The 15483-nt window shown below is 54.4% G+C and carries 18 protein-coding genes; 2 read left to right on the forward strand and 16 right to left on the reverse strand.

Annotation, left to right across the window (positions count from 1 at the left end):
* Positions 1-73: 73 nt before the first annotated feature.
* Together VGL70_00430 and VGL70_00435 are read left to right on the forward strand one after the other, a co-directional pair.
* A complete protein-coding gene (locus tag VGL70_00430) occupies positions 74-436 on the forward strand; it encodes a cupredoxin domain-containing protein (GenBank protein HEY3301978.1) in 363 nt (120 codons plus the stop codon).
* A 15-nt stretch (positions 437-451) separates the two neighbouring features.
* Positions 452-1294, forward strand: coding sequence for a hypothetical protein (locus tag VGL70_00435; GenBank protein HEY3301979.1), 843 nt, complete (start codon positions 452-454; stop codon positions 1292-1294).
* Here the strand turns inward: VGL70_00435 and VGL70_00440 are convergent.
* From VGL70_00440 to VGL70_00515, 16 genes are all read right to left on the reverse strand, one after another.
* On the reverse strand, positions 1291-2082 hold the full coding sequence (locus tag VGL70_00440) for a TatD family hydrolase (GenBank protein HEY3301980.1): 792 nt from the start codon (positions 2080-2082) through the stop codon (positions 1291-1293). The genes VGL70_00435 and VGL70_00440 overlap by 4 nt on opposite strands.
* Positions 2083-3621: a methionine--tRNA ligase gene (gene metG, locus VGL70_00445; GenBank protein HEY3301981.1), complete on the reverse strand. Its 1539-nt coding sequence runs from the start codon at positions 3619-3621 to the stop codon at positions 2083-2085.
* A 5-nt stretch (positions 3622-3626) separates the two neighbouring features.
* Positions 3627-4619 (reverse strand): DNA polymerase III subunit delta', encoded by a 993-nt coding sequence (gene holB / locus VGL70_00450; protein ID HEY3301982.1) that lies wholly within the window; start codon positions 4617-4619, stop codon positions 3627-3629.
* Between the two features lie 2 nt (positions 4620-4621).
* Positions 4622-5269: a dTMP kinase gene (gene tmk, locus VGL70_00455; protein ID HEY3301983.1), complete on the reverse strand. Its 648-nt coding sequence runs from the start codon at positions 5267-5269 to the stop codon at positions 4622-4624.
* Positions 5270-5369: 100 nt separating this feature from the next.
* Positions 5370-5753 carry a response regulator gene (locus VGL70_00460; protein ID HEY3301984.1) on the reverse strand — a complete coding sequence of 128 codons (384 nt, stop codon included), beginning with the start codon at positions 5751-5753 and terminating at the stop codon, positions 5370-5372.
* Positions 5754-5930: 177 nt separating this feature from the next.
* The gene (locus VGL70_00465) at positions 5931-7349 is read right to left on the reverse strand and encodes a hypothetical protein (GenBank protein HEY3301985.1); all 1419 of its coding nucleotides are present in this window, start codon (positions 7347-7349) and stop codon (positions 5931-5933) included.
* Between the two features lie 12 nt (positions 7350-7361).
* Positions 7362-8012 carry a hypothetical protein gene (locus VGL70_00470; protein HEY3301986.1) on the reverse strand — a complete coding sequence of 217 codons (651 nt, stop codon included), beginning with the start codon at positions 8010-8012 and terminating at the stop codon, positions 7362-7364.
* Positions 8013-8020: 8 nt separating this feature from the next.
* Positions 8021-8422, reverse strand: coding sequence for a hypothetical protein (locus VGL70_00475; protein HEY3301987.1), 402 nt, complete (start codon positions 8420-8422; stop codon positions 8021-8023).
* 11 nt (positions 8423-8433) lie between these two features.
* Positions 8434-8910: a GspH/FimT family pseudopilin gene (locus VGL70_00480; GenBank protein HEY3301988.1), complete on the reverse strand. Its 477-nt coding sequence runs from the start codon at positions 8908-8910 to the stop codon at positions 8434-8436.
* A 91-nt stretch (positions 8911-9001) separates the two neighbouring features.
* Positions 9002-9697: a tetratricopeptide repeat protein gene (locus VGL70_00485; GenBank protein ID HEY3301989.1), complete on the reverse strand. Its 696-nt coding sequence runs from the start codon at positions 9695-9697 to the stop codon at positions 9002-9004.
* Positions 9676-12558 (reverse strand): PilC/PilY family type IV pilus protein, encoded by a 2883-nt coding sequence (locus VGL70_00490; GenBank protein ID HEY3301990.1) that lies wholly within the window; start codon positions 12556-12558, stop codon positions 9676-9678. The genes VGL70_00485 and VGL70_00490 overlap by 22 nt, the downstream gene beginning before the upstream one ends.
* 7 nt (positions 12559-12565) lie before the next feature.
* Positions 12566-13042, reverse strand: coding sequence for a PilX N-terminal domain-containing pilus assembly protein (locus VGL70_00495; GenBank protein ID HEY3301991.1), 477 nt, complete (start codon positions 13040-13042; stop codon positions 12566-12568).
* Positions 13043-13133: 91 nt separating this feature from the next.
* Positions 13134-13757 carry a prepilin-type N-terminal cleavage/methylation domain-containing protein gene (locus tag VGL70_00500; GenBank protein ID HEY3301992.1) on the reverse strand — a complete coding sequence of 208 codons (624 nt, stop codon included), beginning with the start codon at positions 13755-13757 and terminating at the stop codon, positions 13134-13136.
* A 16-nt stretch (positions 13758-13773) separates the two neighbouring features.
* Positions 13774-14193, reverse strand: coding sequence for a prepilin-type N-terminal cleavage/methylation domain-containing protein (locus VGL70_00505; GenBank protein ID HEY3301993.1), 420 nt, complete (start codon positions 14191-14193; stop codon positions 13774-13776).
* A gap of 13 nt (positions 14194-14206) precedes the next feature.
* The gene (locus tag VGL70_00510; protein ID HEY3301994.1) at positions 14207-14629 is read right to left on the reverse strand and encodes a GspH/FimT family pseudopilin; all 423 of its coding nucleotides are present in this window, start codon (positions 14627-14629) and stop codon (positions 14207-14209) included.
* A gap of 175 nt (positions 14630-14804) precedes the next feature.
* The coding region (locus tag VGL70_00515) for an A24 family peptidase (GenBank protein ID HEY3301995.1) at positions 14805-15483 on the reverse strand (679 nt) is incomplete at its 5' end.

Raw genomic sequence — 15483 nt, forward strand, 5'->3', positions numbered from 1 at the left:
ACCCAGAGCCCGGGATCCACGGAAACGTGTCCCGGGCTTTTTTATTTTTCGGAAAAAGAAAAGGAGAAGGAAGATGAAATATTCCGTCGTTGTTTTCAGCCTAGTGGCGCTCGCAACATTCACGAGTGCGGCCAGCGCTCCGGTCGATGACGTTGTCGAGCTGCGTTTTGAGCATCGTCGCTTTGCTCCTCAGACAATCACCGTGCCGGCCAACCGGCCGTTCAAGATAAAGATCGTCAACGCCAGCAAGGAAGCGATCGAATTCGAAAGCTTCAAGATCAACCGTGAAAAGGTTATCGGACCCGGCGAGACGATCGTTGTACCCATGCCTGCTCTGAAGCCGGGCAGCTATGACTTTTACGATGATTTTCCACTCGGATGTTCCCGAGGGAATCATGATCGCCAAATAAGATCCACAGGCAACTTCAGGGGATGAAAAGGAGATTGTAAAATGAACCCATATTTGCGCCCGCCGCAATTTTTATTATTGATGCTTCTCGCCTCTCTATTGCACCCGCGTCTATCGGGAGCGCAGCTTGATCCTTTTGAATTCGAAGTTTATCCCTATAAGACCCTAGGCCGCGGAATGCTCGAATTGGAGTCGCTCAACACTGTCGTTGCCAACGGTCATCGGCATGGAGAAGAGGGAACCTCCCACGGCGCACTGCCGAGCCAGTCGATGTGGCGCACCGCTTTCGAGGTTGCCTACGGCTTGACGGATCGGATCGAGGCGGCGGCGTACGTCAATCTCGCCAAACCCAGAGGAGGCGATCTCCAGTATGCAGGCTCCAAGTTTCGCCTGCGGAGGAGTCTCGTCGATCAGGGTCAACTGCCCGTCGATCTCGGCTGGTATTTCGAGCTGGCTTACGCGCGAACGCCGAAATTCGACGATCAGAAGCTGGAGCTGGAATTACGGCCGATCATTCAAAAGGACTTAGGCGATTTTTCCCTGATGTTGAATCCGATCTTCGAGAAAATCCTGGTCGGTTCGGAAGAAAAGGAGGGATTCGAGTTCGGTTATGCCCACGGCATTTATTATCGCTGGATGCGCGCGCTGACGCTAGGGATCGAGTTTTACGGGGGCATCGGCATGACCAAGCATCCGGAGCCGTCCAAAGAGCAGCAGCATTACATCTTCCCGGTTATCCAGGGCGAGTACGGAGGAATCGAGTACAGCGTAGGCCCCGGATTCGGGTTGACGCGCGGCTCGGATCGCGTACTCGTGAAGTTCAATATCGGATTGGAAAAATTTATCGGAGCGCTTTTCGGTCTTTCGTCCGGTTGGCTCTTCTAGATTCCGAACAGATCACGGGTGTTGCGGCTCGTGGCTTCCGCTACGTCATGCAAATCCAAACCTTTAACCGTAGCCAAAGTTTCAGCCGCGTGGAGGACAAACGCAGGCTCGTTGCGCTTGCCGCGATGCGGCACCGGCGCGAGATACGGGGAATCGGTCTCGACCAGGATGCGGTCCAACGGCAGCTTCCGCGCGACTTCCCTGAGAGTACCGGCATTTTTAAACGTCAGGATGCCGCTGAAGGAGAGATAAAATCCGAGATCCAGAAATATTTTTGCAGCCTCGTAGTCTCCGGTGAAGCAGTGGATCACGCCGCGAAGATCCCCTCCACCCTCGGAGCGAAGGATCTCGGCGATCTCGCGGTGGGCGTCCCGGTCGTGGACGACGAGGGGAAGACGGGTCTCGCGCGCCATATGGATGAACCGCGCGAAAATTTTCGTCTGCAAGTCGTGCGGCGAGTGATCGTAATAAAAATCCAGGCCGGTTTCGCCGACCGCAACGACCTTGGGATCGGCGGTAAGGTCTTTTAGCCGCTTGAGATCCTCCTCGCTCACGTCTTTAACATCGTGGGGATGCATGCCGACAGTGGCAAAAAGTCCGGCAAAAGAATTTGCCGCGGTAACCGCGGCATCGTTGCTCGCAAGCTCTCCCGCGCCGCCGACCACGACGATCTTTTCTACTCCCGCGGCATGCGCGCGATCGATCACCGCTTGGAAGTCGGCGGCGAACTCAGGCCCCTGAATATGGGCGTGGCTGTCGATCAGCCCGAGTGAATTTCCCTCCGACATTTATTCTTCAGCTTTAGCCTCGATGCGCGGAAACAAAATTTTCGGCGGGAGGACCTTGTGGCCCGGGGAGAAGAAGTTTCCCCAAGGGATTTGAGAATTTGAAGCGGCCTCGGGTATGGCGAGCAAAGTTTCAATCTCCTTGGCCGCGTCGGGGAGAAAAGGGGCGATGAGACGACCGGTCGTTCTTATCGCTTCCAGCAGATGGTGGAGGATCTCGCCGACTCTGCCGCGCTTCTCCGGATCTTTAAACAATACGAACGGCGAGGTCTGAACGATATACCGGTTGGCGTGATCGAGAGCCGACCATACCGACTCTAGGGCGCGATGAAATTGCAAACTCCTCATATGCGGCTTCAAATCCTCTTCTGCCTGGAGGAACTTGTCCCTGAGTTCCAGATCTACTTTGGGCCATTCGCTTCCCAACGGTTGCACGACACTGGCGAAATATTTTTCCTGCATGGCCAGCACGCGGCTCACGAGGTTGCCGAAGTTGTTAGCCAAGTCGGAGTTGTAGCGCGCGGTGAGGCTCTCTTCGCGAAAGTCCGCGTCTTGGCCGAAGACGCCTTCGCGCAGCACGAAGTAGCGGAACGCATCCATGCCGATCTTCTCCTTCATCGCCAGCGGAGAAATCACGTTCCCCAGGCTTTTGGACATCTTCTGGCTTTCCACGGTCCAGAAGCCGTGTACATTGAGATGTTTGTACAGCGGCAGATTGGCGGCCATCAACATGGTCGGCCAGAATACACCGTGCGGCTTAAGTATGTCCTTGCCGATGAAGTGCTGCGCTTCGGGCCATAGTTTCTCGAAAGCCGCCTCGCCCTTGTACTTGAGCGCGCTGACATAATTGATCAGCGCATCGAACCACACATACGTCACGTAGCGCTGATCAAAAGGAATCTCGATGCCCCAGGTGAGACGGCTCTTGGGACGGGAGATGCATAAATCGCCGATAGGCTCGCGCAGCATCGCTATGACTTCGTTTCTGAATCCCTCCGGCCGGATAAAGTCCGGGCGCTCTTCAAGATGGCGCAGCAGCCGGTCCTGATATTTGCTCATGCGGAAAAAATAATTGTCTTCTTCGATCAGCTTCGGCTCGGTCAAGTGATCCGGACATTTGCCGGCAACCAATTCCTTGTCGGTGTAGAAGCGCTCGCAGCCAAAACAGTAGAGTCCTCCATAGCGGTCGAAGTAGATGTCCCCGGCGTTGTAAACCTTCGTTAGGAGTTCCTGAACGTAGCGAACGTGATACGCGTCGGTCGTCCGGATAAAGTGATCGTAGGTGAAGCCGCACTTGTCCCAGACCTCCCGAAACGCGGCGCTTACCCGGTCGGTAAATTCCTTCGGCGGAACTCCGGCGGCAGCCGCCGCCTGGAAAATCTTATCGCCGTGTTCATCTGTGCCGGTAAGATAAAAAGTTTCCAGGCCATTTGACCGATAGTACCGCGCCAACGTATCGGTAATAATCATCGTGTAGGCGCTGCCCAGGTGCGGCTCCGCGTTGGCATAGAAAAGAGGAGTGGTGATGTAGATGCGGTCCATCAATCTTATTTTGGCGGCTCGGCTATATTGATAAAAAGGTTTTCGAGCGCCATCCGGCGATTCACGTTTCTCCGGATGCGCGCGGCCGTGAGGAGAGCCCGATAGCGAAGGAAAAGAATCTTCTCCAGAGTTGAGCTCGCTGCCTGCGCCTTAAGATCATCGATGCGATCGAGATTGCAGATTTCTTCAGCGTTCTCCGTAACGCGATAAATCAATAGATCGCGATACCATCCAGTCAACCAATCGAGAAATTTTAGTGCTTGCTCCCGATCTTTCGACAGCTCATCGGCCAAAGTAGTCCATCCCATACGATCATCTTTGGCTAAAGCCGCCAGCCCTTCAACCCATCCCTCTCTGTCGCGCGCACGCTGCGCGGTATCGGGATCGAGCGCCTTGCCGAGGCTTCCCATCGACGACGCGGCCAGAAGCCGCGCCTGTTCCGGCTTTAAACCCTGCCGCGAAATCAAGCGCGCGACCACTGCGCTTGCGGGCAGAGGCGCAAAGGAAAGACGCAGGCAGCGGGACAACAGAGTGGGAAGAAGACCCCCGGCGCTGGTGGAGATCATGATTAGAACAGCGCCCGCGGGGGGCTCTTCGAGGGTCTTCAACAACGCGTTCTGGGCGGAAGAATTCATCAGCGGAACCGGATCGACGATGGCTATTTTCTTTCCGTTGGAAAAGGCGCGATAGTTCAATTCTCTTTCCAGCGCTCGGACCTGCTCGATCGCGATTTCTTTCTTTCCGGGAAGGGGCCCGACCAGCCGGACGTCGGGGTGATTGTGGTTTTCTATCCTGACGCAAGAGTCGCACCGGCCGCAAAAGTCGCGCCCGATCTCCCGGCAATGGACCGCTTTTGCCAGAGAGAGCGCCACGGTTTTCTTTCCGACGCCTTCAGGACCGATGAAGAGATACGCATGATGGAGACGGTCCTGAGCCAAAGCCCGTCGCAGGGTGGCTAACGGTTTGTCGTGACCGACAATGTCGGAAGAGAAAGGCATACCTAAAGTCCCGCAAGTTTCCGCTCGACGATTCCTTTGATCTGATCGTGCACTTCCGCGATCGAGGCCGACGCGTCGAGGATGTGGACGCGCTCGGGCTCGGCGCGAGCCAGCTCCCGGAATCCGCGGCGCACGCGCTCGTGGAACTCGACTTCTTCGCGCTCAAATCTGTCTTCCGGGCTCTGCGGAGTTCGTTGGGCTTCGATTCTCCGGGTCGTCCGCGAGAGGCCGAGCTTCACCGGGCAATCCAACAGCAGGGTCAAGTCCGGAATGATCCCGCCGCTCGCGATGAGATTCATCTGACGCAACGCGTTGAGATCAGCCCCGCGGCCGTAACCCTGGTAGGCCAGGGTGGAGTCGGTAAAGCGGTCGCATAAGACTATCTTGCCGCTTGCCAGCGCGGGCTGAACGATCTCCTGGACATGCTGGGCCCGGTCGGCAAGGTATAGAAAAATCTCGGTCCGAGAGGAAATTTGCTCGTCTCCAACTTCAAGAAGCGCTTTGCGGATCATCTTACCCAGGTTTGTTCCCCCCGGCTCGCGAGTACAAATACAGGCGCGGCCCCGGCTCGACAGATAATCCGCAAGCAGTTTAAGCTGCGTGCTTTTTCCTGAGCCGTCACCGCCTTCGAAGGAAATCAAGCGACTCATGCAGCGAACTACAAGGAGAGGAAAGGACGAAATGAAGGGGGGTAACCCCGGAACGCTTCACTTGCTAATGCGCGTTGGCTTATCGAGACGCGATACCTTTTTAGGTTTTTGCCTCTCCCAAGAGGAGATTGATTCCGTTGATCAGTTGCGTGCTGGTAAACGGTTTGGTGATATAGTAGTCGGCTCCTAGTTTGTAGCCGCCCAACACGTCCTCGTATTGGACCTTTGCCGTCAGGAGAATCACCGGGATGGAAGAAGTGTCGGTGGAGCCTTTGAGTCGCGTCAAGACTTCGAGTCCATCCATCTGGGGCATCATGATGTCGAGCACGACAAGATCGGGCTTCTGCTGTTCGAGACTGGTAAATAACTCCGCGCCGCTGTATGCGGACAATACATTGTAACCCTTGCCTTCTAGAATGGTCCGCACAATGGTGATGATGTCCGGGTTATCGTCAACCACCATGATGGTTTTTTTTGTGTCCATTCCTTTTCCTCTTTACGCTTCTGGCATCCGTTTCCAGCCTTCGAACTGGGACTATACCATCTCCTTACCGTCATGTAAAACCTCCTTTTTCTCTCCAGATTCGGTGCTACTTCCCGATTGTTGTCGAGATGTTGCGACCAAAAGTCTTTGCGGGAAAGAGTGATGAGTGGAGTGTTGTTAGAACTTTTGCTTCCAGCCCGTCACGGCAACTGCGGGCCATGGACATCCGGGTCCGAGACAGCCGAACTGGCAGGCATAATCAATTGTGGGATTGCCGGAGATATCGTTCAGAGCGACGCCGAGGCTGCTGTTCGTAAAGGGATCTCCCGCCCAGGTCGATTGGCCGTCTCCGGCAATGATGAACCCGGTAATCTGTGGGTTTTTAGCGATTCTTAATTGCTGGTGGACCAGGATCGCCCCGGGAGCGTAGGTCGCCGTCATGTTGCCGCTGATATCCAAGTCGTTTCCAGTGACTAACAAATGGTCCTTGAGCGGCAAGGATGGGGTCGGGTATGGACGCCAATATAGGTCGGAAGTTGCGCGGATGCTGTCGCGCGCAATAATCGTCGCTTGCCACGGGAGGCTTGCGGTGCCGATGTTACCGGAGATATCAATCTTAGTTTCCGAGTAAAAGACTCCGTCTGCGGCGGTGACGCTTCCGACGCTCCACGTTCCTTGGGAAAACGACCAGCCGGCAGGCACCGGTACGAAGGCTCCGCCGGCACAAAATCCACTCGGATCGCAACTTATACCCGGGCCGGCCGTGACCGTGCCATCGTCATGAAGTATGTAGCCGTTGCCGTTTATCCCAAGGCTCGCAACGTGAGGAGCGTAATCAGCAGGATTAATTCGGGGAATGTCATACGGAACGGCACTGTTATGGCTTGATTCATACGCGGCTCTTTTCTGCAATGAATCGAGGTTATTGGCGCTGAGTCCTTGACTGGAGGTGGCGCACGCGGCGTTGCCGATACATGGTGACCCTGGAATATTCATTCCTTCGGGTATAGCTCCTCCGGCGACGTTCATATTGGCCGCGGTGAGGCCGTCGGCCATTTGAACGGCGGGATTGCCCGAGACCTGCATATCGTCATTCGAATGGGCTCCTCCGCATGCGCCGATCAACTTGGGACTGCCGCTTACCGTCAGATCAGCTCCGGTGATAATCGCTTTGGGCGGTCGTCCCGGATCTTTTCTGAACCATGCTTCTACCTCGCTCACTGAGTTATTAGAAGCCGTGCCCCTGGAAACGGCTCTGATCCGATCCGGGTTCGTGGCCGACTCCAGCGTCGTGACCCTGTAAGTGCCCCCGCTAAAGCTCGGGTTGGACGCGATGACCGCGCCGGCGCTCGCCTGCATAGCTTGATTGAAGCTCATGTTCCCGTTCCGGCTCTGCAATTCACTGCGCGCATGATTCACGCCGGCTTGGGCAATATAAAACGCTCTATTGCCGGAGCTAAGATTCCCACTGGTTCTGAGATCGGTCTGGGTGGATAAGATCGCGGCTGCGCCTGCTCCGATTAACAACGCTATGGTGAGCAGGCATACCACCAGAACAATGCCCCGCTCATCGGCCAACGTCTTGGTCAGAAGCATGCCAAAGCGCCTCTAGTAATTTCTGAACGTCACACTGGACGAGAGGGTAGACTTGAGAGTTTTCCCCGATCTCTTGCCTTGGGGCGTCGGATCGGGAACTTCCACCGAAAATTTGATGCCGACCCGTTTCACGGCATCCACCGGCGGATTGCCGCTGAGCTGTAAATCGTTCCCATCAAAATAGGTGAAGAGCGGTTCTTTGGAGGAAACCACCACGTTGGCGACCAGGCAATACCCACTGCGTCTGATAATCATCGGCCCCGGGCACGTGGAAGTTGCGCCGCCGATATCGTAAGTGACCGTTTCGCCCGTTTCCGTGCACTTTCCATCCGGATCGCCGCCGTTCCTTGACTCCGTATCGGCTTGGATTTGGATGGAACTGGAAGTGGCCGAAACCACTCGAAGCGGGTTGCCGGAACTATCCTTGACACACGTCGCATCGGTGATCATTGGAAACGACCCCGCGTTTCTCAACTCCCGCACCATAATGTCCAGCGATCCGCGCGCGTCCTCGAGCGTCACGGTTCTCGTCTCTTGCAATAACAGACTGAATAGTTGCTCGCGATAAAAGCCGTACAGCGCTGACAAGACTATCGCGGCGCAAGCGGTGGCGCCGAGAAATTCTACTGTCGTGAACCCTGAGCGCCCGAATGTTCTATTCATCGACCTGCTCACGGGGTAAAAACCAGGGTCGAGAGAGTGACGGCGCGCGGTTCGGTATCGCGCCACCGAACGGCCACGCTGACCTCTTTCAGGCCCGATCCGATGGAAAAATCCTTGATCGTCCAGCAGCGATCATAAATCCCTCCCGGAGCTCCCGTGGCCGAAATGGCCTGGTCGCCGGAATTCGGACATCGATCTACATTGCTGAGGACAGGTAGCGAACTCAGTTGCTCGAGCTTGTCCTGCGCAAGATTGCTCGCAATCGTATAGCTACTGCTATAGAAATTGCTTCGAATGACGCTGACCGTGTTGAGTGAAACCGCCACTACAGCTACGGAGATAACGGCTATCGAAACAAGGACCTCGGTATAGCTCAAGCCCTCTTGGCGTTGCAGCGAGGATCGTCTCATTTTCCGCCTCGTTAGCATGGCACGTTGACCACGCGTATCCTTCCCGTGCCGCCAAAGACAATCACGTTTTTTCCCTCCTGCCGGCTATTGCAAAGCTTGATCGTGTCACTGTTGGAGGTGCCTCTGGGAGTAAAGCTAATGTCGGGCGCGCTGGTATTGCCGTAAACAATTCCTTCCGGCAAAGCCTTATCTTCTCCAGTCGGTTGGTATATATGTGCGTTGGTTTTTTTCTCGATCTTATAAAGCGAGGGGGCCAAAAAGACCACGCGGTAGTCAATATTTTGCGCGACAGCCTGGGACTTGATACGATGAAGCTCGGATTGGATTTGCCTTGCAGCGGCATTCAACCGGTAGGTTGGCGCCAGCGCCATCAAATTTGGGATAGCGATTCCCGCCAGAATGGCAGACAATGCCAAGGCAACAATCATGTCTAACAGAGTGAATGCCGCCTCTGGCAGGAGATGAAATTTTGCCCCGGATTCATTCACGGGGCGTGACAATATCTAGCCTGCGGGAGCTTGTCAAGAAAATAATAAGTTACAAATTACTGGAATTGGGGGGCAGGAAATAGGGAGGGCTCTATCTACCCCTGAGAAGCCAGACGTAGTCGGGTTCGTTCCTGATACTATCCAGGGCTGTATCTACCTTGACATAGCCGATGTCGCTGTAGCCCAGCTTGAGCGCTTTTTCGAGCGACGGAATAGCTAAATCCTTTTTATCGTAGAATGCATAGAGCCGGGCTAAGTTGTAGTGGGCGCTTGCATTTTCTGGATTAGATTCCACGTTCTTGACTGCCTCGGCAATCCTTTTCTCGCGCTCCTGGAGCGCAGACTGATTTTTTTTCGCAGTCTCTAGGTTTTTGGGGGCCGTTGCGCTCTTTGGATCGATTTCCAGCGTTTTTTCCAGCTCGCGAATAGCTTCGTCGTAGCGTCCCGCCTTGTTATATAGAACGCCGAGATTGTTGCGGGCAATCGAATCGCGCGGATTGAGCTCAATGGCTTTTTGATAGTGGATGATGGCTTCCTCAAGGCGACCTTGCCGATCATAGGCGTAAGCGAGGTTTAGCCGAACGTTTGAGTCCGTCGGATTCAACCCCACCGCTTTAAGGAGCGGGTCGATCGCCTCACTGAACTTGCTCTGCTTGAGCAACTCCACTCCCTCATTGCTCCGCTGAACGGCTTCGTCCGAGGTTGCCTGCGCCGAGAGCGCGTACGGCAGCAAAAGAGCCGTGCCGACAAATATAAGTTTAGCTATCACTGGAATACCTCGCGCCATCCCACAAGCTGTTTCAAAGCAGCAGGGCTGGGTAGCTGGGTATTGGTAATCTGCTGGTCGGTCGTGCCCGTAACGGCCCAGATGGTGAACTGACCGCCCGAGGTATTCATTACGATCACTGGCCTTGACGGTATTCCGGTACCGATTGTCGTGGCATGGGCCGACGCGCTTTGCCCGGCATCCAACAGCGTCCCATCGGTGAGATTCAGGGCGGCATCGCCTGTAGTCATATTGACCGAATAAAGCTTGGCAGTTCCGCCGCCGGCGCCGCAAGTGACCGCAGTTGTGGGCGTGAAGGTTGTAAAAAGAACGATCTTGTTGAAAACGTCCGCGGACGCCAAAACTTTTTCCATATTCGCCAGGACAATATACCAGCCTTGCGTGACGGTGCCGGTGCCCAAAGTGAGATCGGTTAAAGACGATTCCGTAAGGAGGTTGCCATTCGCCATGTCGTTTGGATCGTCTTTGAACCCATAAAACCGGTTCGTACTCGGCTTATTCATGGGATGGTTTCGGTCGCCCGTGCCAAAGAAAATCCAAAGGTTCTTGGCTGAATCATAAGCCAGGGCAGGCGGCGCATAGATTCCTTGCGCCGGATAATACTCGCCCGCAATGGGTGGATTCGCCTGCGTCGGCGCGGCCGCAAAAACGCGCTTGCCGGTCCAAGTGCTCGTGTTGCCCGTCGAAACATCAAACTTCCAAAGTTGCCCGCCAACGTCGCCGATATAGACATGGTCGATATATCCGTTATGGTCGAGGTCAACAGCGGACGGATTTGCAGCGAGGCTGAAATTCATATACTTCCGGTCGTCTGTCACGCCGCCAGGGTTGTAGTACTCCCAGAGCTTGCTGCCGTCCGATAGATCGATGACGAAGAAGGCTTTGCCGGTATTGTTGTTCTGCGCGGTGTCATAGCCCCCGCCGACAAACGCCACCCACTTGTCCGCACCGGATATTGTAACTTTTCCAATGGCGGGTTCCGACCAGGTCTCGCCTAGTTTTGTTGAATCGGCGAAGCTCCACAGGTAGGCCGGATTGGTCGTATCGGTAATGTCGAGGGCGTAATACTTACGCCCGCCGCGCCTGAGGCCGGATACGGCGACGGTTTTCCATGTCGGCGTCGCGCCGATTTTTACGTCGGCAACGACGGGACTACCGTCCACGTAGAAGTCGTGTTGTCCGATAGTCGCCGTCAGATCTTTCAAATCGCCGAGAAGGTCGGGCGGGATTAAACCCCACAGCTCGGCCCCGTCGCTCTCGCGAATGGCGTGCATGATGCCGTCGTTGGCGCCGGTAAGGAGTATGGTCGGCCTGCTGGCGACGCTGCTCGTCGTTTTGAATGCGTTGTAACTCGAATCCATGGAAACCATGAACGGCGGAGTCACCAAAGCGGGAGTGGAATGAAAGATATCTCCCAGTTTCCAATTCCGCTCCTCGTTCGTAACAGTGTCGTCGTCTTCGTCATAGGTGTCGACTCCCCTGATGAACTGGATGATGTCATTTTTTTCGGTGCCCGTCGCGGCATTCATCATCCCAGGGGTAATGCTCGCATTGCTGGTGGAAAAATCCTGCCGGGTGTTACTGATAACGGTGTAGATGTTTCGGCTGCTCGCCGTCATCGTGCTGAGCTGTTGGCCGGCATCCCATTGGAGGGCTGACGCGAGAGGGATGCCGTTCGCATCGACCTGAATCAACCCGTTGGAGTCGCGGTTATACGCCTTCAAAAAACCTTTCCAAAACGGATGGGATGGATTGGACTGAAACGACGCCAGGTAGGCGCGCTGGGCTCCGCTCGTACCGGTCGTGGGCACGACCGGCGTCGCAAAAGAATAAGTCGAATTCAGTACCTGGCTGATCGCGGCGTTGAGCGCCTTTTCCAAATCGGCGGCGTTGAACGCCTCGTAATAGCTGCCGCCGCCGTTTTTCGCGGTGTCTTTTAATATTTGGACCTTGCCGGGCTTGGCCGCGTCGTCCGGCAAAGCGAAGGCGATAACGTGCACGACGATATTTTGCACGCCGGAATAGGTGCCATTATGATCTTGTGTGAAAAGAGCCGTCGCCTCGAGCCGAGGATCCGTGCTTCCGCCGGCGACGTCGTCCGTGAGGACGATCACGAAATTCGGCTGGCAGGAATATTCGATCGGACTGGGTACGCCCGTCAGGTGTCCTTCATAATAATCGCCTGCGCTCTTCATCTGATCGCCGATCGGATTACCCGATGATTGATTGGTCATGGTCTGAATCGTATTGATCAGGGTCGCTTGGTTCGCGGCGGTCATGTCTTTGATCTCTTCCATTATTTTGCCGCCGCCGGCAGCGTATTTCATTGCGCCGAAACGGACCCCGCTCGTGTTAGTGATCAGATTGGTCAAAACTGTCTTCATGATGTCGATCTTCGGTTGGTTCGTTCCGCAGGTAGTGCAAAGGGTATAGTTGAGGTAGTTTCCGTAATAGAGGCTGACGGCTGTTCCGCCGATCGTGCCGTTCCAATAGCCTCCGGTCGATAGGGCCGTTCGCGCAGCGCCTGGCGCCGCCGGGGAATCGGCGTCCGGCACCTGAGCAATGCTGTTTTTATAGACCAGATAACATGGCGGGGAGCCAGGTTTACAGAGGGGGGTTGAGTTCACATATTTATAAACTTTGGTCGTATCGTAATTGGGCGTGCTAGTTGGATATGTGGTGCCGGCAGCGTAAGGCTCCGATTTAATGGGTATGTCCATATTGGTGGCGCTGGTGATGGCGAGCATCACGTTGGGCTTTACATTAGCGCCGAAAATGTCGCTGTCATCGGCTAGCGCCTGCGGCAGGTGCCCGCCGAAGATAAGAGATACGATCAAGAACCATGCACTGGCTTTTTTCATATTCACCTCATTGCGGCACTGGGCCGTATTTGACTTGAGCCTCGACTTCGCGCGCCGAGGCGAGAGGGCCTAAGCCCGTCACGTTTAGCTGGTATTGATAAAAAGCGTACCCCACCTGGTTGTAGCCTGTCCCTTGAGCGAGATTGTAGCCGGGGTCGGACGTAATGCCGTAAAGCTTCGATGGCTGGGGGGTCGTGCAATTATTGGTTGCGGCGAGGCTGCCTCCGCAATACGTCAATGTCCCGCTTGGGGTAGCTAGGATAGTTTGAGGAATTGTTATCGGATTGAGTCCTACTCGCGCAATTCCGTCGCTGACTCCGGCATCCGCAGCATAGAAGGCCTGAGTGCCGGCCTTATAATTAGCGCTGACGCGAAGATCGATACTGCTGAAGAACATGCCCGCGGCCGTAATCGTTAGGATAATCACCATGAGCATGATCACGACGACGAGCGACACGCCGCGCTCGGAGCGCAAGGTTCGCATAGCGATCTTTAGTCTAGACCCGATGAGTTCAACTTCACCCATTATCGTCTTCAGGATCCCTTTCTTTGTGCCTCCACCATTCAAAGAGCAATCAAAAACGATTGCGTAAGTCGATGGTGGAATTCATAGTGATAGTTTGCTGGCCATTAAATTGAGTATCGGTGCTTTTGGATCTGACGGTAAGCAAGACGGACACTCTCTTGATATTGGCCGCAACTGCAGTCTCAGCTCCGTTGACATCGAAATACTTGAATTCGAAAACTATGATGTTGCCATCTGTCATAGTCGCAGGACCATTCCCATCTGTTCTCGATATATTTAACGAGACAGGATCGTGCGTGTAAGTAATATCTTCTCCTGGATCTGCACAGTCACCATCTGCGGTATAGTCGTAAACAAAACGGATGCTGTTAATACTGAAGGCCACGATCCCGTTGGCAGGATTGCCGCCGCATGGTATTTGACTCGGGAAATATCCCGAGTTTCTGATCTCACGCACCATCATATCGAGCGCAACACGCGCGTACTCCTGGGCCTCCATCCGGTGCTCCTGCACTTTGACGGTATGCGCCTGTACCCGGAAGACGCTATAGACCGCTCCTAGGACGATGAGGCTGAGACCCATAGCCACTAACAGCTCGACGAGCGTAAATCCTTTTTGATTTCTCAAGCTCATGGGTTTGGTCGACTGAAGGTTTAGAATTCGATCCGGCATCTTTTCTGCGCAGTTGTTAATTTGCCGAAGTGACCGTCAGATTATGGATCGTATAGTCCGTCCAATCTATCTTCGTTTCGATCAAGTTAGCCCCCCCGACAAGAGGCGAAGCGGGCGTTATTCTCCAACTCCGACTGAATGCCCCACCGGCGAGGTTGCTCTCTGAGCAGCCGAGAGAAGTATACTGGGGACAGGCAGCCATAACGGCATTAAAGGCTGTCGCGTTCATTGCTTTGAGCTGCTCGAGCCTGTCCTGAGCTAAATTGGCTGCAACCGTATGGTTTTCGCTCGTCTTGTTGGCTCTCGTGATCGTTATCGCGCCGACAGCTAGGCCCAAAATGGCGACAGAAAAGATACCCATTGCCACTAGGACCTCGATCATCGAGAAGCCTGCGCGCGATGCCAGCGGTTTGAAGAATGATAATTTGGCAATCATCTATCAGTCCTAGCTATTGGGTCAAAACTCTACCGGCCGCGTTGACCGTGACCGTTCTGTTAACACCGTTGTTTGTCAGCGTAATGGTGGTGACGGTAGCAGCACCGACGGTAGTGAACGTAGGGTTTGCAGGCACCACCGCAATCGTCGTTCCAGGATAAAGTTGGGTGAAATCCCGCGAGTCGGCCCCGAAATTATAGCTCGTCGGCGGCGTAAATGTTACGGTTACCGGAACGCGCTGAGAGATCGCTCTCATTCTTGCAAGTTGCAGGTCGGTCGCCACTTGCCGGGCAGCAGACGCAAGCCGAATGCCCGGAAGTAGAGCGTAAAATCTGGGGACCGCAATACCCATAAGAATCCCTGCAACCCCCATAGCAACAAGCAACTCGATGAGAGTAAATCCACTAACTTTTTGGGCATATTTTTGCAAATTCATAACGTACCTGTGGGACGGATGCTGAGCTAGAAGTGTGCCAACCGGGAAGAAATGGGACAGACGACCGAACTACCTAAAAATCCAAGGTTTTTCTAGAAGGCTAGACGACGAACCGAGGTTTTAAGAGATAAATTCGGTGACAAATTGCGTCAGGATAACAAAATGCGTACTGAAATCATCCATCCGGCAGATAAAAATGAACGACTTCCCTACCGAAGAAAAGGTATATAACCGCTCCCAAGCAGAGAAACGGCGCGAACGGCAAGGCGTACTTGCCGCCTGCTCCGGCTTTGACCATCAGGATTACTCCGATGACGGAACCGGTGAGAGATGCAAAAAACAACGTTAAGGGAATCGCCGGCCAGCCTAAGAAGGCTCCGATCATGGCCAGCAACTTCACATCTCCTCCTCCCATTCCCTCAGTCCCAGTAAACAGCTCATACAGCCAAGCTACCAGCAACAGAAACCCGCCGCCGGCCAAAATACCGAGCAGAGAATTGAGCGGGGACGGTGGGATAGAAAGGTAACCCGTAGGCCATGGATACTGAAAAAACGAGGCGATCAGGCCTACACCGATTCCCGGCAGGCTGATCACATCCGGAACGATCCTTACATCAAGATCGATGAATGAGATGACAATAAGAGCGGCGACAAAGACAAGGTTAACGAAAAAACCCAAGCTCAGACCAAAGCGAAACAGCAGAGCCGCGGTCAAGACACCCATCAAAAACTCGACGAAAAAGTAGCGCGGCGAAATTCTTTCGTTGCAGAAGCGACATCGGCCGCGCAAAAACAGATAACTGATCAACGGAATATTGTCATAGAAGGGAATAGGCGCCGTGCAGTTAGGGCAG

It is taken from the genome of Candidatus Binatia bacterium (genome assembly GCA_036504975.1).
In the GTDB taxonomy this organism is placed as follows: domain Bacteria; phylum Desulfobacterota; class Binatia; order UBA9968; family UBA9968; genus JAJPJQ01.